The following is a 19,697-nucleotide window of genomic DNA, read 5'->3' as shown; positions in this document are numbered from 1 at the left end:
CGACGAAAAAAAAGCGGACTGCAATATCGCTAGTCCGCTTTTATTATATATTTAATACTATTACTGCGCCTCGCCCCACAGGTCGTGGGCGTCGGACGTGGTGATCTTCACGTCGACGAACTGGCCGACGGCCAGCTTCTTGTGCGGCTCGTACGGCGGCTTGACGTACACCACACCGTCGATTTCCGGCGCGTCGGCACTGGAGCGGCCTACACCGCCGCTGCGGTTGACTTCATCGATCAACACACGCACGGTCTTGCCGACCTTGGCCTTCAGGCGCGCTTTCGAAATCTCTTCCTGCAGCAGCATCACGCGGCCGCGGCGCTCTTCGCGCACTTCTTCCGGCACCGGGTTAGCCAGCTCGTTGGCGGTCGCGCCTTCCACCGGCGAATAGGCGAAGCAGCCCAGGCGGTCGATCTGCGCTTCCTTCAGGAAGTCCAGCAGGTATTCGAATTCGGCTTCGGTCTCGCCAGGGAAGCCGGCGATGAAGGTCGAACGGATGGTCAGGTCCGGATTCATCTTGCGCCAGGCCTGGATGCGGTCCAGGTTTTTCTCGCCACTGGCCGGACGCTTCATGCGCTTCAGCACATCGGGATGCGCGTGCTGCATCGGGATGTCCAGGTATGGCAGCACGTGCTCGCCCATCATCGGGATGACCTGGTCGACGTGCGGATATGGGTAGACGTAGTGCATGCGCACCCACGCGCCGTAGGACTTGGCCAGTTCGCCCAGCGCTTCCATCAGCTGGGTCATGTGGGTCTTGACCGGACGGCCGTTCCAGAAACCGGTGCGGAATTTGACATCCACGCCGTAGGCCGAGGTGTCCTGCGAGATCACCAGCAGCTCCTTGACGCCGGACTTGAACAGGTTCTCCGCTTCCAGCAGCAGTTCGCCGATCGGGCGCGAGACCAGGTCGCCGCGCATCGACGGGATGATGCAGAACGAGCAGCGGTGGTTGCAGCCTTCGGAGATCTTCAGGTAGGCGTAGTGCTTCGGCGTGAGCTTGATGCCCTGCGCCGGGATCAGGTCGAGGAAAGGCTCGTGCGGCTTTGGCAGGTGCAGGTGGACCGAGTCCATCACCTCGGCCAGCGCGTGCGGGCCGGTCACGGCCAGCACCTTCGGGTGCACCTTCATGATGATGTCATCGCCGGCGGCGTCTTTTTTCGCGCCCAGGCAACCGGTCACGATCACCTTGCCGTTTTCGGCCAGCGCTTCGCCGATGGCGTCCAGCGATTCCTGCACGGCGGCGTCGATGAAGCCGCAGGTGTTGACGATGACCAGATCGGCGCCGTCATAGGACTTGGCCGTCTCGTAGCCTTCGGCACGCAGCTGGGTCAGGATCTGTTCGGAGTCGACCAACGCCTTGGGGCAGCCGAGCGATACGAAGCCGACTTTAGGTGCGGGGGCGCCGGCTGCGGGCATGGGGAGACGGGAGAGTGGTTGCGATTGCATGATTGGTAGCTTTATACGCCATGAAAATTACGAGCAATCGAGCATTATACCCCATTCGCCATAGGGAGATCATGCTAGGATAGAGGCTAACCCAGTGGCCCGCGCCGGCACTGTTTTCATCATCCAGTTCAGGAGAATTCGTGGCAACGCTGAAAGACGTCGCAGTGCTCGCCGGTGTAGGCATGTCGACGGCATCGCGCGCCATTTCAGGCGCCGGGCCGGTATCGGCCGAGGCGATGAAAAAAGTCCAGGCCGCGATCGAACAGCTCAACTTCCGCCCCTCCTCCATCGGCCGCTCGCTGTCGGCGAAGTCGCTGGGCATGATCGGGATCTTCACACCGTCCTTCTTCGGCGCCTACTATGGCACCATCCTCAAACAGACCGACTTCGAACTGCGCGCCATGCGGCGCCACGTGGTCGTGGCCACCGGCTGCGGCGACGGCACGCCGCGCGACGAGGCGCTGGAAGCGGTCAAGTTCCTGATCGGCCGCGATTGCGACGGCATCGTGGTGCTGGGGCACGACCTGCACGACGAGGACCTGATCGCGCTGCAGAAGATGAATCCCAAAATAGCCTTCCTCAACCGCCGCAGCACGCAGGTGCCGGAGGCCTCGTTCTGCCCCGATCATTTTCACGGCGGCGAACTGGCGGCGCAGACTTTGCTGCAGGCGGGCCATCGCGAACTGGCGGTGATCTCCGGCCCGGCCGCCACGTCGGACAACACGGAGCGGCTGGACGGCTTCTTCGCCGAGCTGCGTCGCCACGGCATCGAGCGTTCGACGGTGCGCCTGATCGAATCGGACTTCTCGCGCGAGGGCGGCTTCGGCGCCGCGCAGCAGTTGATCAACGAAGGCCTCAAGTTCACGGGCCTGTTCTGTGCCAACGACGAGATGGCGGTCGGCGCCCTGTCCTGCTTCCACCGCGCGGGCGTCGACGTGCCGGGCCAGGTTTCCGTCATCGGCTACGACGACGACTACTCGGCCGAATACACGTCTCCAGGACTGACCTCGGTCCACATCCCGATGGAACAGCTGACGCAGAACGCCGTGCGCTGGCTGCTCAACCTGTGCTACGGCACCCAGCACGAAATCGTCCGCGACTTCCCGGTCTCGGTGACGATGCGCGGCTCGGTCGCCGCACGCACGGCCCGGCGCAACTGACTGGCCGGGCCTGCGCGCCCTATTGCGAGGCCTTGATGCGGAACAGGCGCGCGCCGTGGGGGACCACCTCCGGCGCGAAATCGCGGCCGGCCGGGCCGAGGTCTTTTCCGCTCCACAGGTCCCGCACCGGCGCCGCGTCGCCAACACCGAGAGAGGCAGGTTTGACGGCGACCCGCGCAACCGTCTCGCCAGTATTGAACACCGCCAGGTATTTATCCTTGGACTGGGGCACATCGGCGATCCACGCGATCAGGCCATCGTCGGTGCGGAACAGCTGGCGGTTGTTCTCGCTGTGCTGATTGACGGCGATGACTTCATCGTTGGTGAGCAGGGACAGCGTGAACGGATCGGTCTTCGTCATGTCTCCGCCGTGCATCAGCGGCGAACGGGCGATACTCCACAACGTCATCACCGTGGTTTGTTCGTCGGGCGTGAAGCGGCTATGCTCATTGAACCGTATGGTCCCGAAGGGCAGCATGTCGGCGTCCGGCCATGCGCCGGAAATGCGGAACGGGGTCCAGTCGTGGAGACGCTTGAACTGGTCGCGCAAGGACTTCCAGTCGTCCCAGAAGTCGTCGCTGACGCGCCACATATTGGCGTGTTGCGTGACGTGCGCGCCGGCGCTGAGCGGGGTCTCGCCAGGCGAGGTGCTGAGCAGGATCGGACGTCCGGTCTTGTCGATCGCCTTGCGGAGCGCCTCGATCTCGGGCTGATGGTAAGGGCGGCTGAGGTCATCGACCTTGATGAAATCCACGCCCCAGTCGGCGACCAGCTGGATCAGCGAGTCGTAGTAAGCCTGCGCTCCCGGCTTGCTCATATCGACGCCATACATGTCAGGGTTCCATTCGCAAATGCTATTGCGGTCGGCGATCTGGCCGGCGCGGATGCCGGTGCCTAGCAACGGGGTGTTCTGCTCCACGGCCTGGCGCGAAATCCCGCGCATCATGTGGATTCCGAATTTGAGGCCCTTGGCGTGGACATAGTCGGCGAGCGGCCGGAAACCGGCGCCAGCGCGCGCCGACGGGAATTTTTCAGGCGCCGGGACCAGGCGGCTGAATTCGTCCATCGCCAGCTTGGCCCCTTTTTCGTAGCCGTGGCCTTTGGAGCTCGGCTGATACCACTGGATATCGACGACCAGATACTCCCAACCGTGCGGCTTCAGCGTCCGCGCCATATAGTCGGCCTGCTGTTTGGCCTGGGCCTCGGTGATCGTGGTGCCGAAATTGTCCCAGCTATTCCAGCCCATCGGCGGGGTAGGAGCCCAGGTGTGAAAATCGCTGGCAGCGGCGGCCAGCAGCGGAACACTGGCCAGCAAAGCGCAGGGCAACATCAGAATACGTTTGAACATAAAAAGGGCCGTGGACAAAAGAGCTCAATGTAGCCCTCCGCGCGAACACGATCCAATCACAATTTCTTTGCCAGTGATGCCAGTTTGGATATTGCGTCAAAGCCGCTGTTCGCTGGCCCCGTCAAATAGCGACACACGTTTGGTGCGGATCGAGAAGCTGAGCTCCTGCTCGGTCTCGATCTGCTGCTGGTCCTGCACGATGCCCGCGACCTGTGTGCCGTGGAAGTCCAGCCACAGCACGCGATGCGCGCCCATGGCTTCCACCAGCGAGACTGATGCGCAGACCGCGTTGTCGGCGCCGTCGCAATTGCCGATGTCGATATCCTCGGGCCGCACGCCCAGCACGCATTCCTGCTTGCCGGCCAGTGGCTGCTTGAACGGGTAATCCGTCACGTCGACCGACAGGTGATCGTTGCGGAATACGGTGCGCGCGCCCTCCTGCTCCAGCCGCCCCTTGAACAGGTTCATGCCCGGCGAGCCGAGGAAGGTGGCGACGAACAAGTTGGCAGGCTCGTTGTAGATGTTGGCCGGCGTGTCGAACTGCTGCACCACGCCGCCTTTCATCACGGCCATGCGCTGCGCCAGGGTCATTGCCTCCACCTGGTCGTGGGTCACGTAGATCATGGTTGCGCCCAGCTGCTTGTGCAGCTGTTTCAGTTCGCGCCGCAGTTCGGTGCGCAGCTTGGCGTCCAGGTTGGAGAGCGGCTCGTCGAACAGCATCACGTCCGCCTCGCGCACGATGGCGCGGCCGATCGCCACGCGCTGGCGCTGGCCGCCGGACAGGTTGGCCGGCTTGCGCTTCAACAGCGGGCCCAGTTGCAGCATGTCCGACGCGCGCGTGACGCGGCGGGCGATTTCCGCCTTCGGTGTGCCGTTGATGCGCAGGCCGAAGGACATATTGGCCTCGACGTTCATGGTCGGGTACAGCGCGTACGACTGGAATACCAGCGCGATGCCGCGGTCCTTCGGGTCGGCCCAGGTCATGTCCTTGCCGCCGATCTCGATCTGGCCGGAGGTGGTGTCGATCAGGCCCGCGATGGAGTGCAGCAGCGTGGACTTGCCGCAGCCCGATGGGCCGAGCAGCACCACGAACTCGCCGGCCTTCACGTCCAGGTTCAGGGACTCGATGACCTTGTTACCGCCCAGCTGAATCTGCAAATTACGAATAGCTACGTTAGACATGTTTAACCCTAAGTTAACCTTTAACCGCGCCGGAGGCGATGCCGCGCACGAACCAGCGGCCGGAAATGAAATAGAGAGCCAGCGGCACCAGCGACGTCAGGATGGTCGCGGCCATGTTGACGTTGTACAGGCGCTCGCCGGTGGTGGTGTTGATGATGTTGTTCAGCTGGACCGTCATCGGCAGATGCTCGGAGCCGGCGAACACCAGGCCAAGCAGGAAGTCGTTCCAGATGCCGGTGACCTGCATGATGACGGCCACCACGATCACCGGCGTCGACATCGGCAGCATCAGCTGCAGGAAGATGCGCCAGAAACCGCCGCCGTCGATGCGGGCGGCCTTGAACAGTTCCATCGGCAGCGCCGCGTAGTAGTTGCGGAACAGGAGCGTCATCACCGGCATGCCGAAGATGGTGTGGATCAGCACAATGCCGGGCAATGAACTGAACAGGTTCACGGCGGCCAGCACGCGCACCAGCGGATACACCATTACCTGCACCGGGATGAAGGCGCCCATCATCAGGATGGCGAACAGCAGCCCCGCGCCGCGTGGACGCCAGAACGACAGCGCGTAACCATTCACCGCGCCGATGGCGATCGACAGCACGGTGCTCGGCACCACGATGGCCACCGAGTTCCAGAAGCCGCCGCGTATGCCGTCGCATTCCAGGCCGGTGCAGGCCGATTGCCAGGCTTGCAGCCACGGTTCAAGCGTCGCGTGCACCGGCAGCGCGAACAGCGTGCCGAGGCGGATCTCTTCCATCGGCTTGACCGACGTTACCAGCATCACGTACAGCGGCAGCAGGAAGAACAGCGCGGCCACGATCAGGAATCCATATACGCCAATGCGCGCCGGTGTCCAGGCCAGCTTGCGGCGCGGCCTGATGGCCGGCTGCGCGGCGATGGTGCTATCGTTGGCGGCGCCGCCCGGCGCCACGCCTGTTGCCTTGTCCATTACTACCTTTTCAATTTTAACGGCCTGTCCCATCACGCCCCCTTGGCAGCGCGGCGGTTACGCACATAGTACAGCGGCGCGACGATGGCCAGCACGGTAGCCAGCAGCACGATCGACGCGGCGGATGCGAGGCCGATATTGGCGCGGCCGAACAGGTAGTCCATGATGAACTTGGCCGGCACCTCGCTGGCCGTGCCCGGGCCACCCTGCGTCATCGCGACGACGGCGTCGAACACCTTCACCACCATCACGAAAAGCAGCACGAAAGCGGTCGACACCGAAGGCCCGAGCATCGGCAGCACGATGCTGACGTAGACGCGCCAGCGCGGAATGCCGTCGATGCGGGCGGCCTTCCACAATTCCTCGTCCACGCCGCGCAGGCCGGACAGCATCAGCGCCATCACCAGCCCGGAGGCCTGCCACACGGTGGCGATGACGATGGTGTAGATCGCCATATCCTGGTCGACGATCCAGTCGAAGGTGGCGCCGGCGAAGCCCATCTTGTGCAGCACTTCCTGGATACCCAGCTCGGGATTCAGTATCCACTGCCAGATCAGGCCCGTGGCCACGAACGACATCGCATACGGATACAGGAAGATGGTGCGCAGCGCGCCTTCGGCCATTACCTTCTGGTCGATGAACACGGCGAGCAAAAAGCCGATGACCAGGCAGGCGGCGATGAACAGCACGCCGTACACGGCCACGTTTTGCAGCGACAGCAGCCAGCGCTCGTTGTTGAACAGGCGGATGTACTGCGAGGCGCCGACAAAATCGCTGGCCGGGAAGGTGCGCGAGCTGCTGACCGACACGCGCGCAGTCCACAGCATCGTGCCCAGGTAGGCCAGCAGCACCGTCAGCGCCATCGGGATCATGGCGACGTAGGCGGCGAAGGATACGCTTTGACGCTTCTTGGCCATGGCTTATTGATCCTTCAGCGCGCGGGCGAAGGCCTTTTGCGCGTCTTCCGGCGATTGATTCTTGTTCCAGTAGCTGGTCAGCACGTCCTGCAGGGCGCCCGTGGTGTCGGGCGTCGCCAGCATTTCGGAGTTCGGCAGCTGGCGGCTCTTGTCCTTGATGATGGCCAGGCCCTGCTTCGCGCAGATGTCCAGCGTGGATTCATCGACATCGCCCCGGATCGGGATCGCGCCCTTGCGCGAATTGAAGGCCACCTGCGCGGCCGGCGAAGTGACCACCGTCGCCAGCAGCTTCTGCGCCTTGACGGCGTTGGCGTCCGTGGTTTTCGGGAACACGAAGGCATCGCCGGCGACGATGTACGGCGCCTTGGGGCCGAAGCCGGGGAAGCAGCCGAAATCCTTGCCCGCCACCTGCCTGGCCGACGAGAACTCGCCCTTGGCCCAGTCACCCATGATCTGCACGCCGGCCTTGCCGCTGACAACCATGGCCGTCGCGTCGTTCCAGTTGCGGCCCGGCGAGCCGGCATCCACAAAGGCCTTCAGCTTTTTGAAGTCGACCAGCACCTGCTTGAAGGCCGGCGACATCACGGCTTTCTGGTCGCGGTCGCGGTACACCTTCAGATACAGATCAGCGCCGCCCACCATCGCGAAGATGGCGTCGAAGGTGATCTTCTCCTGCCATACCTGGCCGCCGAAGGCCAGCGGCACCATGCCCGCGGCCTTCAGCTTGGCCAGCTGCGCCAGGAACTCGTCCCAGGTCTGCGGCTCGTTGGTGATACCGGCTTTTTTATACGCGGCCTTGGAGTAGAAGAACCAGGCCGGCATGTGGATGTCCACCGGCGCGGCGTAGAAGTGGCCGTTGATCTTGATCGCGGCCAGTATCGACGGCGGCATGATCTGGTCCCACTTGCCGGCGGCCGCCACGTCGTCCACGTTGTTGAGCAAACCCTGCTCGACGAAATCGCGGAACTGCTTGGAGGTGTTGAACTGCGCCGCCGTCGGCGCATTGCCGCCGACGATGCGGTTGATGGTGGTGGCGCGCGACTGGTCGGCGCCGGCGATGGCGTTGTCGATCCACAGGCCGCCGGCCTTGTTGTAGGCGTCCGCGAACTGCTTGACGGCCTGGGATTCGCCGCCCGAGGTCCACCAATGGATCACGGTCGCCTTCAATGGCGCGGGCGCCTGCGCGCTGGCCGCGCCGCATGCCGCGAGCGTGAGCGCGACGGCGCTCGCCAGTTTTGTAGCCTTACTCATTCTGTCTCCAGTGGGCGTCGAGCGCCCATTTTATTCGGATGGCTGCCGGAAGTTCAATTATTTGCTGTTCCGCTCAGCCAGGAATTGCGTCACCAGTTTGGCGCTGCGCTTCAAGGTGCGCTTCTGGGTCGCATAGTCCACGTGGATGATACCGAAACGGCGCTCGTAGCCGAATGCCCATTCAAAATTGTCCATCAAGGACCAGATGAAGTAGCCGCGTACATCCACGCCCTCCTTCACCGCTTGATCCACCGCAGCCAGGTGCCGGTTCAGGAACGAGATCCGGCTTCTGTCATCGACCTCTCCGTCGACCACCTTGTCGTCGGATGCGGTGCCGTTCTCGGTGATGTAAATTGGCGGCAGGTTCGGATAGTCGCGATGGAAGCCGACCAGCAAATGGCGCAGGCCCTCGGGATAGACTTCCCATCCCATCTGCGTGCGCTCCACGCCTTCCAGATCGACCTCCAGATAACCGTGCTTGCCGTCGCTGACGACATTGGTGCGGAAGTAGTAATTAATGCCGAGGAAATCGAGCTTGCATCCGATGACATCCATGTCGCCCGCGTGCACCGGCGGTTCGGCGCCGGGCCACAACTCCCACAGCGCGGACGGATAGGACTTCTTCAGCAGCGGGTCGAGGATCCAGTTGTTGTGCTGGAGTTCGAACAGCCACGCCGCGTGCTGGTCGGCGTCGGTCGCGCCGTTGCTGGTGCCGCGGCCGACGTTGGTGACGATGCCCACCTGCGCGCCCGGATCGTTGGCGCGCAGCCGCGCCGTCGCAAGGCCGTGGCCTAGCAGCAGGTGATGCATGGCGCGCGTGGCCAGCGCCACGTCCTGCTTGCCGGGCGCGTGATGGCCGGTGCCGTACCCGTGCATGGCCGAGCACCATGGCTCGTTCAGCGTGGCCCACGCATCGACCAAGCCCGCCAACTCCTTGCTGATCATGTCGGCGTATTCGGCGAAGCGGTAGGCGGTGTCGCGGTTGGTCCAGCCGCCCTGGTCCTCCAGATGCTGCGGCAGGTCCCAGTGGTACAACGTGACGAAGGTCTTCAAGCCCTTGGCGCGCAAGGCCGTCAGCAGCTTGCGGTAGAAGGCGATGCCGGCGTGGTTGGGCGCACCGTCCTCCGTCATCACGCGCGGCCAGGCGATCGACAGGCGATAGGCGCCGACGTTCAGGCTGGCCAGCAGTTCGACATCCTCTTCCCAGCGGTGGTAATGGTCGCAGGCGACGGCGCCGGTGTCGCCGGCCAGCGTCTTGCCCGGCGTGGCCGAGAAGGTGTCCCAGATCGAGGGGATGCGGCCGTCTTCGTCGACGGCGCCTTCGATTTGATAGGCCGCCGTGGCGGCGCCCAACAGAAATTCCTTGTTCCAGAGGACCGAACCGGCCGGCGGGGAAAACGTCTCTTCCAGTGCAACGGATGCATAGCCTGCCACAACAACTCCTTCATTTCAACGTAAAGTGGAAGCGTTTCCACATCTGTTGTCGATAGTACTACCGAAGAAATTCAAGTGTCAAAGAATTTTTGTAACTTGGCTACAAAAACGGCACAGCGACCGAGGTGGCTGTGCCGTTTTGATCACCGCGAACGGTGAAGGATTACTTCTTGTCGGTCGGCGGTACGCCGGGGACGAACGGGAAGGTGCCGAAGATGTTCTTGCTCTGGTTTTGCATCTGCTCTTGCATCTGCACGAACAGGCTTTTGCTCTGGTCGATGTAGTTGTTCATCATGCCCTGCATCATCGGGCCCTGGACGTTCATGAACTGGGTCCACATTTCCGGGCTGAAGGGCTTGCCTTCCAGGCCGCCGACCGCGCTGCCGGTGAACTTGCGCTGGATGTCGGTGAAGGCTTGCACGTTCTTTTCCAGGTACGAGCCCATCATGCCCTGCATGGCGTGGCCGTAGAAGCGGATGATCTGCGCCAGCACGTCGCTGGAGAACATCGGCGCGCCGCTGGCCTCTTCTTCCAGGATGATCTGCAGCAGGATGCTGCGGCTCAGGTCTTCGTTGGTCTTGGCGTCGACCACGGTGAATTCTTCGTTGTCCAGCACCAGCTGCTTGACGTCGGTCAGCGTGATGTAGGAACTGGTCTGCGTGTCGTACAGACGGCGGTTCGGGTATTTTTTGATCAGACGGTCAGCATTTTTTTTCGCACTACTCATCACAAGTCCACTTATTGCGCCGCAGCGCGTACTCTAACAATTCGAAAAAAAAGCGAACTTCGGTCCGCTTTCCCACTAGCCTACTCTTTCTATTATAGAGGGGAAAAAGCAGATCTTGCACAATCTGATATAACTTTTAGGTTTTATTGCAACGCAACCAAATTTACAGATCGACAATATCATGCTTTTTCCCTGCCGGCTTAATCGGCGCGCACCTTTACATAACGGCCGGGCGCCGGCTCAATTGGCTTGTAGCGGGTATTGCCCGGCTTGGCCTTCGGCTTGACATCCTTGCCACCGTGCTCGGCCAGGAACTTGGCCCATTCCGGCCACCAGCTGCCGGGATTCTCCGTGGCGCCGGCCATCCAGGCCTCGCCGTCCTGCGGCTTGGCCGCGGCGCGGCCCGGGGGTTTGTCGTTGGTCCAGTAGCTGCGCTTGTTCTTTGCCGGCGAGTTGATCACGCCGGCGATGTGGCCGGACGCGCCCAGCACGAAGCGGTTGGCCTTGGCCTTGCCCGGATTGAGGATGTTCATCGACCCGAAGGCCGACATCCACGGCACGATATGGTCCTCGCGCGAGCCGTAGATGAAGGCCGGCGCATCGATGCTGCCCAGGTCGACCTTCTGCCCCGCCACCGTCAGCTTGCCGGTCTTGAGCTTGTTTTCCAGGTAGGTGTTGCGCAGGTACCAGCAGAACATCGGACCCGGCAGGTTGGTGCTGTCCGAGTTCCAGTACAGCAGGTCGAACGGCGGCGGCTCGTTGCCCTTGAGGTAGTTGGACTGCACGTAGTTCCACACCAGGTCGTTCGGGCGCAGGCTGGAGAAAGTGCTGGCCAGGTCGCGGCCCGGCATCAGGCCGCCGCCCTTGAGTTGCTGTTCGCGCATCGACACCTGGGCTTCGTCGACAAACACGTCGAGCACGCCGGTATCGCTGAAATCGAGGAAGGTGGTCAGCAGCGTCAGGCTGGAGGCCGGCTTCTCGCCGCGCGCCGCCAGCACCGCCAGCGCGGTCGACACCAGCGTGCCGCCAACGCAGAAGCCCAGCATGTTCATCTGGTCCTGGCCGCTGATGTCCTGCACCACGTGGATGGCTTCGATCACGCCCTGGTCGACGTAGTCGTCCCAGGTGGTGCCGGCCAGCGACTGGTCGGGATTGCTCCACGAGATCAGGAACACGCTGTTGCCCTGCTCCACCGCGTAGCGCACCAGCGAGTTTTCCGGCTGCAGGTCAAGAATGTAGAACTTGTTGATGCATGGCGGCACCATCAGCAGCGGGCGCTGGTGCACCGTCGGCGTGACCGGCTTGTACTGGATCAGCTGGAACAGCGGGTTCTCGTACACCACCGTGCCCTCGGTCGTGGCCAGGTTGCGGCCGACCTCGAACGCCGATTCGTCCGACAGCGAGATATGGCCCTTGTTCATGTCGGCCAGCATATTGGCCAGCCCCTTGGTCAGGCTCTCGCCCTTGGTCTCGATCAGCTTTTGCTGCGCCTCGGGATTGGTGGCCAGGAAGTTGGCCGGCGACATGGCGTCGATAATCTGTTGCACCGCAAAGCGGATTTTCTGCTTCTGCTGGGCCGAGGCTTCCACGGTATCGACCATGGCATTCAAGAATTTGGCGTTGAGCAGGTATGATGCCGCATTGAACGACGACATGGGATTGCCCTGCCAGGCGGACGAGGTGAAGCGGCGGTCGGCCACTTCCGGCGTTTTGCCGGCCAAAAATTCCTGCCACAACACGCCGAAATCTTGCAGGTACTGGTTTTTCAGCTGCTCCATGGCCTCCGGCTTCACCGAGGCGCCCACATCCTGCATCATGGCGGCCAACGGATTGGCGTCCGCGGTGGGCGCCATGTTGAACCAGGATTGCCACTGACCGGGGTCGCTCATCTGCGACATCCAGGCGTTGGCAATGGCTTGAGGATCTGGCAAATTCATGTTTGATTCCCTAAAAATAGTTAAATATCTTTACCTGGGCTGCTGATGCTGATTGTTGCTATTGCTTGGATATACGTGGTCGGACTGATGGCACTGACCGAGCCTACCGTCGTTGCGGGAATTGTAACGTTTTTGTTCTATTGCGTGCTGCCGCTTGGCACCTTGATTTACATCGCCGGCACCGGCAAGCGCAAAGCCCGCCGCCGCGCCGCCGAGCTGGCGGCGCACGCAGCCCGCCAGGCCGAACGCGAAGACTAAGCCAGCGCTGGTTCGACTCATTTGATCCAGATCAGCGCGGCCTGCCGTCCGGTGACGCCGTCGCGCCGGAAGGAGTAAAAACGGCCGGAATTGGACACGGTGCAGAACTCGCCGCCATGCACCTGTTTCACGCCTGCCCGGTGCAGGCGGTAGCGCGCCAGCCCGTAGATATCGGCCAGGTGCTTGCCCGGCTTGCCCTCCACGGGCGCGAACGCCGCCTCCACATGGCGCACGCCGGAATCGTCGAGCGCGTCGTTCAGGAAAGTCTGGCGCACCTCGGGGCCAACCTCGAACTGGTAGGGGCCGATCGCCGGCCCCAACCAGGCCATCAGCTCGCCGGCGCCGGCCGCGCGCATCGCGTCGACCGTGTTTTCCAGCACGCCGGCGGCCAGTCCGCGCCAGCCCGCGTGCGCGGCCGCCACGACCTTGCCCTCGACATCGCAGAACAGCACCGGCAGGCAGTCGGCCGTCATCACCGCGCACACCCTGCCTGGCGCGGCGGACAAGCTGGCGTCCGCCTCCGGCACCTCCTGCGGGCCGATCCGGGCCACATCCACCACCGCCGTGCCGTGCACCTGCGACAGCCAGGCCGGATCGCCCGGCAGCATGGCGCGCACGATCTCGCGGTTTTGCGCGACATTGTGCGGCTGGTCGCCCACGTGGGTGCCCAGGTTCAACCCGCCCTGCCCCATGCCGTCGTCATACGGCGCGGGGCTGACGCCGCCGCGCCGCGTGGTCGACAGCGCGCCCACGCTGGCCGGCAGGCCGGGCCAGTGGGGTATCAACCATTGCGGCAGGCTGGACATCAGATAGCTTCCGGCACTTCGATGCCGGCCCGGGCCAGCAGCTCGGCGAAGTCATCGGCCAGCGGCACGGTCCACTCGCATTGCTCGCCGGTGGCTGGATGGACCAGGCCCAGGCGGCGCGCCTGCAGCGCCTGGCGCGGGAAATAATCGGCCAGGTGCTGCTTGCCGTAGGTGGTGTCGCCCACCAGCGGGAAGCCGATCGACATCATGTGCACGCGGATCTGGTGCGTGCGGCCAGTTTCCAGGCGACACTGAACCAGCGTGACCGGACGGCCCTCGCCCAGCTTGCCGCCGCCCAGCACCTGGTAGTGGGTGATGGCCGGCTTGGAGCCCATGCCGGTCGAGACCGCCATCTTGATGCGGTCCTTCGGATGGCGGCCCATCGACGAATCGATGGTGCCGCTGATGCGCGGCATGCCCCACACCACGGCGAAATACTCGCGCTTGACGGTGCGCGCGGCCAGCTGGCGCACCAGGTCGGTCTGGGCCGGCAGCGTCTTGCCGACCACCATCAGGCCGCTGGTGTCCTTGTCCAGGCGGTGGACGATGCCGGCGCGCGGCACGCCCGACAGCTGCGGGCAGTGGTGCAGCAGGCCGTTGAGCAGCGTGCCGGACCAGTTGCCGGCGCCCGGATGAACCACCAGGCCGGCCGGTTTGTTAATGACCATCAAGTGCTCATCTTCGTAAACGATGTTAAGTTCCATCGGTTCCGGTTTAAAAGCCTCGTCTTCCGGCGCCGGTTGGGGCAGAATGACGATCTTCTCGTCGCCGTAGACGGTGTCCTTGGTGGACTTGGCCGGCTTGCCGTCGACGGTGACGAAGCCGTCGGTGATCCACATTTGCAGGCGGCCGCGTGAAAATTGCGGGACCAGGTGGGAGATCACCTTGTCCAGGCGTTGGCCGCAGACTTCGGGGGTCAGTTCCAGTTGGATCGGAGCCAGGCCGTCGTCCTCGCCAAAATCACCGTCCTGCTCGACCAGCAGGTCGGCGTCGGCATCGTGATCGGAGGAAGAATCGGCCAAATTCGGCTTTGGAGTTAATATCACAGCATTCCCATCGGCTATAATCAGCCTATTGTAAAACTTTGGTTAAACAGCTTCTTGCAAAACATATGCAAAAAAAATTGAAAGTAGTCGCAGCAACGTTGGTTCTGCTTAGTTTGTCCGCTTGCGGTTTGTTCTCGGAGAAAATCGACGAGACTAAAGGTTGGAGCGCTACGAAATTATACTCGGAGGCGAGCGAAGAGCTGGAAGGACAGCACTACGAACGCGCAATTCAGTTGTACGAGAAGCTGGAATCGAGCTATCCGTTCGGCACTTACGCCCAGCAGGCGCAGATGCAGATCGCCTACGCCTACTACAAATCGCAGGACCAGGCCCAGGCGCTGGCGGCCGTGGAGCGCTTCATCAAGCTGCACCCGAACCACGCCAACGTCGACTACATGTACTACCTGCGCGGCCTGATCAACTTCAACGACCAGATCGGCTTCCTGAACTTCATCTACGAGCAGGACGCCACCGAACGCGACCCGAAAGCCACGCGCGAAGCCTACGCGGCCTTCAAGCAGCTGGTCGACAAGTTCCCGAACAGCAAGTATACGCCGGATTCGCTGGACCGCATGCGTTACCTGATCAACGCGATGGCGTCGTATGAAGTGCACGTGGCGCGCTACTACTACCGCCGTGGCGCCTACCTGGCAGCGGCCAACCGCGCGATGGGCATCATGAACGACTACCGCGACTCGCCGGCGATCGAGGAAGCGCTGTTCATCATGATCCGCAGCTACGACAAGCTGGGCATGACCGAACTGCGCGACGACACCATGCGCGTGTTCAAGCTGAACTACCCCACCAGCAAGTTCCTGGACGAAGGCAAGAAAGCCGAACGTCACTGGTGGAAACTCTGGAACTAAGCTAGCCCCAACGAAAACCGGGACCCAGGTCCCGGTTTTTCTTTTGCCCAATTTGGGGTCAAGTCTGGCATTCGGACACGGGCTCTGCCGTAGCGGGCTGCTACGGCAGAGCCCGTGTCCGAATGTCAGACTTGACCCCAAGATTATTCGGCGCGGCGGCGGAAGATCCAGGTTTTGTCAGTCGAGTCTTGCTTGTCGTAGGCGTAGCCGTCGACGTTGAATTTCTTGAGCTTTTCCGGGTCGGTGATGCCTTTGACGGCGGCGTAGCGCGCCATCAGGCCGCGCGCACGCTTGGCGTAGAACGAGATGATCTTGTATTTGCCGTTCTTCCAGTCTTCGAATTGCGGCGTGATCACCGGCACGTCCAGCAGCTTGGGCTTGACCGACTTGAAGTATTCCTCGGACGCCAGGTTGACCAGCGTTTCGGCGCCCTGCTCGGCCGCGGCCTTGTTCAGCGCTTGGGTGATGGTTTCGCCCCAGAAGGCGTACAGGTCCTTGCCGCGCGGGTTGCTCAGGCGGGTGCCCATTTCCAGGCGGTGCGGGTGGATCAGGTCCAAGGGCCGCAGCATGCCGTACAGGCCGGACAAAATCCGCACCCGCGATTGCACATAGTCCAGCTGCGCCGGCTTGAGCGTGCGCGCGTCCAGGCCGCCGTAGACGTCGCCGTTGAAAGCCATCACGGCCTGGCGGCCGTCGGCGGTGTCTTGGCTCCAGCTGGCGTAGCGGGCGACGTTGAGCGCCGACAGGTTGTCGGACAGATCCATCAGCTCGCCGATCTGCACCGGCGAAAACTCGCGCAGGCGGTCGATCAGCTGCGCCGAGTGGTCGAGAAAATCAGGTTGGGAATGCAACTTGGTGGTCGGAGGGGTCTCAAGGTCGAGACTTTTTGCGGGCGAAAGCACTATCAGCATAAGATTCCAGATGAACATTTTTACGAACTAAGCACATGATACCTGTTCCAGAGAAACTCACACCGACCCGCATCGTTATCGATACCAACGTTTGCCTCGACCTGTTCGTGTTCAAGGACCCGCGCTGGGCCGCCCTGCTGGCCGCGCTGGAAAACGGCACGGTCGAGGCGATCACCCGCTCGGACTGCCGCGACGAGTACAACATCGTGCTGCACTACAAGCACCTGCCGCTGGACGACGACTCGCGCCCGTTGGCCGCCGCCCGCTTCGACGAGCTCATCACAGTGGTCGCTCCGCCCGAGTCCGGCATCCGCCTGCCGGTCTGCACCGACAAGGACGACCAGAAGTTCCTCGAAGTGGCGCGCGACGCCAACGCGGCCATCCTCATCACCAAGGACAAGGCGCTGCTGAAACTGGCCCGCCGCCTGGCCAAGGCCGGCATGTTCAAGGTCATGGTGCCCGAGGCGTGGAGCCCGGAAAGCTAAGGTTTTTTCGCCACACCAAACCCGGCGCGCTGAGCTAGAATAGGCTATCTGTCCACTACGCAGCCGCCATGAATAGCCGTCACAACCTGCCGAGCAGCACGCCTTCCACGCCCGTCCTGACCACCCGCCTGCCGGCCGTCGGCACCACCGTGTTCACCCGCATGTCCACGCTGGCCGCGCAGGCCAACGCGGTCAACCTGGGCCAGGGTTTCCCCGATTTCGCCTGCGAACGCAGCCTGCTGCAGGCCGTCAACGACGCCATGCAGGCCGATTTCAACCAGTATCCGATGATGACCGGCGCGCCCGTGCTGCGCCAGGCCATCGTCGCCAAGATCGCGGCCATCTACGGCCACCAGTACGACGTCAACACCGACATCACCGTGACCGCCGGCGCCACCCAGGCCCTCACCACCGCCATCCTGTGCTGCGTGCATCCGGGCGACCAGGTGATCGTCATCGAGCCAAGCTACGACAGCTATGTGCCGGCGATCACGCTGGCCGGCGGCGTGCCGGTGCTGGTACGGATGGAAGCCGGCGCGCAAGGCTACACGGTGCCATGGTCCGACGTGGCGGCCGCGGTCAACGGCAAGACGCGCCTGATCGTCGTCAACACCCCGCACAACCCGACCGGCAGCGTGCTGCGCGCGGCAGACCTGCAGGCGCTGGCCGACATCGTGCGCGGCACGGACGTGCTGATCCTGTCGGACGAGGTCTACGAACACATGGTCTACGACGGCCAGCGGCACGAGTCCGTCTGCCGCCATCCCGAGCTGGCGGCCCGCGCCTTCGTGGTCTCCAGCTTCGGCAAGACTTACCACGTCACCGGCTGGAAGATTGGCTACGTGGCTGCGCCGGCCGCGCTGTCGGCGGAGTTCCGCAAGGTCCACCAGTACAACGTCTTCAGCGTCAACACGCCCATGCAGCACGGCATCGCCAGCTACATGGCCGATCCCAGGCCCTACCTGGAACTGCCGGCGTTCTACCAGCGCAAGCGCGACCTGTTCCGCGAAGGCCTGAAACACTCGCGCTTCGAACTGTTGCCGGCCGACGGCACCTATTTCCAGTGCGTGCGCTACGACAAAATTTCAACGCAAACGGAAGCGCAGTTTGCGGAGTGGCTGACCACCGAGATCAAGGTGGCGGCGATACCGGTATCGGCGTTTTACCAGCAGGGCAAGGAATCGGGCATCGTGCGGTTCTGCTTTGCCAAGAAGGATGAGACCCTGGCGCTCGCGTTGGAGCGGCTGGGCAAAGTTTAATTCGGGGACGAGAATCATGGCCGAGACCAACCAGGCGGACACGCCGCTCGTGGCGGGCGAGTTCGCGGAACAGGAGCCGCCGCCGTCGGTACTGCATCAGCTCAACGAGTCGAACCGCAGGCTGGAGCGCCTGCTGCAAAACCTGCGCAACGAGCACAACGCCGAGAGCGAGCTGCGCGACATCGCGCGCGACGTGATCCACGCGGTGGACCTCAATCCCGACATCGCGCTGGCCTGCATCTTCCTGTGCCAGATCGCCGGCAGCTACGCGGTGCGCCACTGCATCGAGACGGCCGTGGTGGTGGTGGTGGTCGCGCACAGCCTCGGCAAGACCCCGGCCGATACGCTGACCGTGACGGCGGCCGCGCTGACGATGAACGTCGGCATGCTGCGCCACAATAACGCTTTCCAGGACAAGCACACGCCGTTGACCGGCGAGGAAATGGCCATCGTGCGCCGCCACCCGGAGCAAAGCGTGGACATGCTCAAGGACGCCGGCATCCAGGATGACGAGTGGATTTCCTGCGTGCTGCTGCACCACGAGAACGACGAGGGCAGCGGCTATCCGGCCGGCGTCGCCAGTCCGGAGGTGACGCTGAACGCCAAGCTGCTCAGCCTGGCGGACCGCTATTGCGCGCAGGTGTCGGCCCGCAATTACCGCCGCTCCATCCTGCCCGACCAGGCCCTGCGCAACCTCATCGACGACAAGGTGGCGCCGGTCGATCCCACGCTGGTGCAGTACTTCCAGCGCGAGCTGGGCGATTTCCCGCCGGGGACGCTGGTGCGTTTGCACAACGGGGAAATCGGCGTGGTGTGCCGCCGTCCGGGCGGCGCCGGCGGCTTGCAGATCCATTGCCTGCGCGATCCGGCGGGCGCGCTGTTGTCGCCGCCCCCACTGCGCAGCAGCGCCGACCAGGATGGCGCCATCGCCGCCGCCTTGAGCGAGGATGAGGCGTCGACCCGCTTCAGCATGAAACAGATCTGGGGACAACAGGCCAGCCTGTAACGCGTCATTCCCGCACAGGCGGGAATGACGGGGTTTAGTGCGGCAGCGATTCGATCTTGCGGTCGATGAAGGCTTGCAGCTCCGGCGACAGGCCGCTCGATACGCGCGCGCGCCGGTAGGCTTCGCGCGCTTCCGGCAGGTGCATGTCGGCTTGCAGCGAGATGCCCAGTCCCATCCACCACACACCGTTCTGCGGCGCCAGCGTCAACGCCGCGCGATAGTATTGCGCCGCTTCGGCGTGGCGCTGCTGGCGTTGCAGCACGCCGGCCAGGAAGGCCTGGTACTCGGCGCTGTTGCCGGCGTACGGCAAGGTCGTCATCAGCGTTTCCAGCGCCGGGCCGCCCCGCTCCAATTGCAGGCGCGCCAGTACCATCGCCAGGCCAGGCTGGCGCGGATCGATGCCCAGCGCCAAACGCAATTGGCGGATGGCCTCGTCGTTGCGCTTGTTCTCCAGCAGCAGGCTGATGTTGGTTTGACGCGCGGCTTCGTTGCGGGGGTCGATTTCCAGGGCACGATCCAGGTCGGCCAGCGCGGCGCTGACGCGGCCTTCCTGCAGGGCCACCAGCGCGCGGCGATAGGCGTTCTCGGCCATCTGCCGCGGGCTGATGTCGTGCGTGATGGTGCCCTCGCCTGCCGCGGTGCCGGCACCGGCCTGGCGGGACGCCTTGCGTTCGGCGCGCGCGGCCACGGCGGCCTTGCG

Annotated in this window: 19 protein-coding genes; 6 read left to right on the top strand and 13 right to left on the bottom strand. The window is 63.3% G+C overall.

The window, feature by feature from the left end; genetic code table 11:
• Positions 1–60: 60 nt before the first annotated feature.
• Complete coding sequence (gene rimO, locus GTP90_RS11745) at positions 61–1,452, bottom strand: 30S ribosomal protein S12 methylthiotransferase RimO (protein ID WP_175048057.1); 1,392 nt, start codon at positions 1,450–1,452, stop codon at positions 61–63.
• Positions 1,453–1,592: 140 nt separating this feature from the next.
• Here rimO and GTP90_RS11740 point away from each other — a divergent pair, with 140 nt between their 5' ends.
• Positions 1,593–2,612, top strand: a complete 1,020-nt coding sequence (locus GTP90_RS11740) for a LacI family DNA-binding transcriptional regulator (RefSeq protein ID WP_161083704.1) — start codon at positions 1,593–1,595, stop codon at positions 2,610–2,612.
• Between the two features lie 19 nt (positions 2,613–2,631).
• On the opposite strand, the gene GTP90_RS11735 is transcribed toward GTP90_RS11740, so the two are convergent.
• The 8 genes from GTP90_RS11735 to phaC all read right to left on the bottom strand — a co-directional run bounded on the left by GTP90_RS11735 (position 2,632) and on the right by phaC (position 12,360).
• Positions 2,632–3,960 carry a glycoside hydrolase family 27 protein gene (locus tag GTP90_RS11735; protein ID WP_161083703.1) on the bottom strand — a complete coding sequence of 443 codons (1,329 nt, stop codon included), beginning with the start codon at positions 3,958–3,960 and terminating at the stop codon, positions 2,632–2,634.
• Between the two features lie 96 nt (positions 3,961–4,056).
• Positions 4,057–5,142, bottom strand: a complete 1,086-nt coding sequence (locus tag GTP90_RS11730) for an ABC transporter ATP-binding protein (RefSeq protein ID WP_161083702.1) — start codon at positions 5,140–5,142, stop codon at positions 4,057–4,059.
• 13 nt (positions 5,143–5,155) lie between these two features.
• Positions 5,156–6,094, bottom strand: a complete 939-nt coding sequence (locus GTP90_RS11725; protein ID WP_161083701.1) for a carbohydrate ABC transporter permease — start codon at positions 6,092–6,094, stop codon at positions 5,156–5,158.
• A gap of 32 nt (positions 6,095–6,126) precedes the next feature.
• Positions 6,127–7,011: a carbohydrate ABC transporter permease gene (locus GTP90_RS11720; RefSeq protein ID WP_161083700.1), complete on the bottom strand. Its 885-nt coding sequence runs from the start codon at positions 7,009–7,011 to the stop codon at positions 6,127–6,129.
• A gap of 3 nt (positions 7,012–7,014) precedes the next feature.
• Positions 7,015–8,262, bottom strand: a complete 1,248-nt coding sequence (locus GTP90_RS11715; RefSeq protein WP_161083699.1) for an ABC transporter substrate-binding protein — start codon at positions 8,260–8,262, stop codon at positions 7,015–7,017.
• Positions 8,263–8,319: 57 nt separating this feature from the next.
• On the bottom strand, positions 8,320–9,696 hold the full coding sequence (locus GTP90_RS11710) for a GH1 family beta-glucosidase (RefSeq protein WP_161083698.1): 1,377 nt from the start codon (positions 9,694–9,696) through the stop codon (positions 8,320–8,322).
• Positions 9,697–9,859: 163 nt separating this feature from the next.
• The gene (phaR, locus tag GTP90_RS11705; RefSeq protein ID WP_117010266.1) at positions 9,860–10,423 is read right to left on the bottom strand and encodes a polyhydroxyalkanoate synthesis repressor PhaR; all 564 of its coding nucleotides are present in this window, start codon (positions 10,421–10,423) and stop codon (positions 9,860–9,862) included.
• A 200-nt stretch (positions 10,424–10,623) separates the two neighbouring features.
• Entirely contained in the window at positions 10,624–12,360 is a 1,737-nt protein-coding gene (gene phaC / locus GTP90_RS11700) for a class I poly(R)-hydroxyalkanoic acid synthase (protein ID WP_161083697.1), read from the bottom strand.
• Between the two features lie 45 nt (positions 12,361–12,405).
• Between phaC and GTP90_RS11695 the strand changes: the two genes are divergently transcribed.
• Entirely contained in the window at positions 12,406–12,618 is a 213-nt protein-coding gene (locus GTP90_RS11695; RefSeq protein ID WP_161083696.1) for a hypothetical protein, read from the top strand.
• 17 nt (positions 12,619–12,635) lie between these two features.
• Here the strand turns inward: GTP90_RS11695 and pgeF are convergent, their stop codons facing one another.
• Together pgeF and GTP90_RS11685 are read right to left on the bottom strand one after the other, a co-directional pair.
• The gene (gene pgeF, locus GTP90_RS11690) at positions 12,636–13,424 is read right to left on the bottom strand and encodes a peptidoglycan editing factor PgeF (protein ID WP_161083695.1); all 789 of its coding nucleotides are present in this window, start codon (positions 13,422–13,424) and stop codon (positions 12,636–12,638) included.
• Complete coding sequence (locus tag GTP90_RS11685; RefSeq protein WP_175048056.1) at positions 13,424–14,446, bottom strand: RluA family pseudouridine synthase; 1,023 nt, start codon at positions 14,444–14,446, stop codon at positions 13,424–13,426. Before GTP90_RS11685 ends, pgeF begins: the two co-directional genes overlap by 1 nt.
• A gap of 89 nt (positions 14,447–14,535) precedes the next feature.
• On the opposite strand from GTP90_RS11685, the gene GTP90_RS11680 reads away from it, so the two are divergent.
• Entirely contained in the window at positions 14,536–15,336 is an 801-nt protein-coding gene (locus GTP90_RS11680; protein WP_161083693.1) for an outer membrane protein assembly factor BamD, read from the top strand.
• Between the two features lie 143 nt (positions 15,337–15,479).
• Here GTP90_RS11680 and yaaA read toward each other — a convergent pair whose 3' ends face one another.
• On the bottom strand, positions 15,480–16,247 hold the full coding sequence (yaaA, locus tag GTP90_RS11675; protein ID WP_161083692.1) for a peroxide stress protein YaaA: 768 nt from the start codon (positions 16,245–16,247) through the stop codon (positions 15,480–15,482).
• Positions 16,248–16,282: 35 nt separating this feature from the next.
• Here yaaA and GTP90_RS11670 point away from each other — a divergent pair, with 35 nt between their 5' ends.
• From GTP90_RS11670 to GTP90_RS11660, 3 genes are all read left to right on the top strand, one after another.
• Positions 16,283–16,732, top strand: coding sequence for a putative toxin-antitoxin system toxin component, PIN family (locus GTP90_RS11670; RefSeq protein ID WP_161083691.1), 450 nt, complete (start codon positions 16,283–16,285; stop codon positions 16,730–16,732).
• A 68-nt stretch (positions 16,733–16,800) separates the two neighbouring features.
• The gene (locus tag GTP90_RS11665; protein ID WP_161083690.1) at positions 16,801–17,991 is read left to right on the top strand and encodes a pyridoxal phosphate-dependent aminotransferase; all 1,191 of its coding nucleotides are present in this window, start codon (positions 16,801–16,803) and stop codon (positions 17,989–17,991) included.
• 16 nt (positions 17,992–18,007) lie between these two features.
• On the top strand, positions 18,008–18,997 hold the full coding sequence (locus GTP90_RS11660) for an HD-GYP domain-containing protein (protein ID WP_161083689.1): 990 nt from the start codon (positions 18,008–18,010) through the stop codon (positions 18,995–18,997).
• Between the two features lie 34 nt (positions 18,998–19,031).
• Here GTP90_RS11660 and GTP90_RS11655 read toward each other — a convergent pair.
• Positions 19,032–19,697 (bottom strand): tetratricopeptide repeat protein (locus GTP90_RS11655; RefSeq protein ID WP_161083688.1); only part of this gene is annotated, 666 nt, incomplete at its 5' end.

The sequence above is a fragment of the Duganella vulcania genome, from assembly GCF_009857655.1.
Classification (GTDB): domain Bacteria; phylum Pseudomonadota; class Gammaproteobacteria; order Burkholderiales; family Burkholderiaceae_D; genus Rugamonas; species Rugamonas vulcania.
Note: the sequence above shows the minus strand (reverse complement) of the source record. Positions and strands in the feature narration are given on the sequence as shown.

Coding starts and splice junctions, on each gene's coding strand:
- pgeF (WP_161083695.1), bottom strand. CDS start 13,424: ATGTCCAGCCTGCCGCAATGGTTGATACCCCACTGGCCCGGCCTGCCG.
- GTP90_RS11680 (WP_161083693.1), top strand. CDS start 14,536: ATGCAAAAAAAATTGAAAGTAGTCGCAGCAACGTTGGTTCTGCTTAGT.
- phaR (WP_117010266.1), bottom strand. CDS start 10,423: ATGAGTAGTGCGAAAAAAAATGCTGACCGTCTGATCAAAAAATACCCG.
- GTP90_RS11695 (WP_161083696.1), top strand. CDS start 12,406: ATGCTGATTGTTGCTATTGCTTGGATATACGTGGTCGGACTGATGGCA.
- GTP90_RS11665 (WP_161083690.1), top strand. CDS start 16,801: ATGAATAGCCGTCACAACCTGCCGAGCAGCACGCCTTCCACGCCCGTC.
- GTP90_RS11725 (WP_161083701.1), bottom strand. CDS start 6,094: ATGGACAAGGCAACAGGCGTGGCGCCGGGCGGCGCCGCCAACGATAGC.
- GTP90_RS11660 (WP_161083689.1), top strand. CDS start 18,008: ATGGCCGAGACCAACCAGGCGGACACGCCGCTCGTGGCGGGCGAGTTC.
- phaC (WP_161083697.1), bottom strand. CDS start 12,360: ATGAATTTGCCAGATCCTCAAGCCATTGCCAACGCCTGGATGTCGCAG.
- GTP90_RS11715 (WP_161083699.1), bottom strand. CDS start 8,262: ATGAGTAAGGCTACAAAACTGGCGAGCGCCGTCGCGCTCACGCTCGCG.
- GTP90_RS11670 (WP_161083691.1), top strand. CDS start 16,283: ATGATACCTGTTCCAGAGAAACTCACACCGACCCGCATCGTTATCGAT.
- yaaA (WP_161083692.1), bottom strand. CDS start 16,247: ATGCTGATAGTGCTTTCGCCCGCAAAAAGTCTCGACCTTGAGACCCCT.
- rimO (WP_175048057.1), bottom strand. CDS start 1,452: ATGCAATCGCAACCACTCTCCCGTCTCCCCATGCCCGCAGCCGGCGCC.
- GTP90_RS11735 (WP_161083703.1), bottom strand. CDS start 3,960: ATGTTCAAACGTATTCTGATGTTGCCCTGCGCTTTGCTGGCCAGTGTT.
- GTP90_RS11720 (WP_161083700.1), bottom strand. CDS start 7,011: ATGGCCAAGAAGCGTCAAAGCGTATCCTTCGCCGCCTACGTCGCCATG.
- GTP90_RS11730 (WP_161083702.1), bottom strand. CDS start 5,142: ATGTCTAACGTAGCTATTCGTAATTTGCAGATTCAGCTGGGCGGTAAC.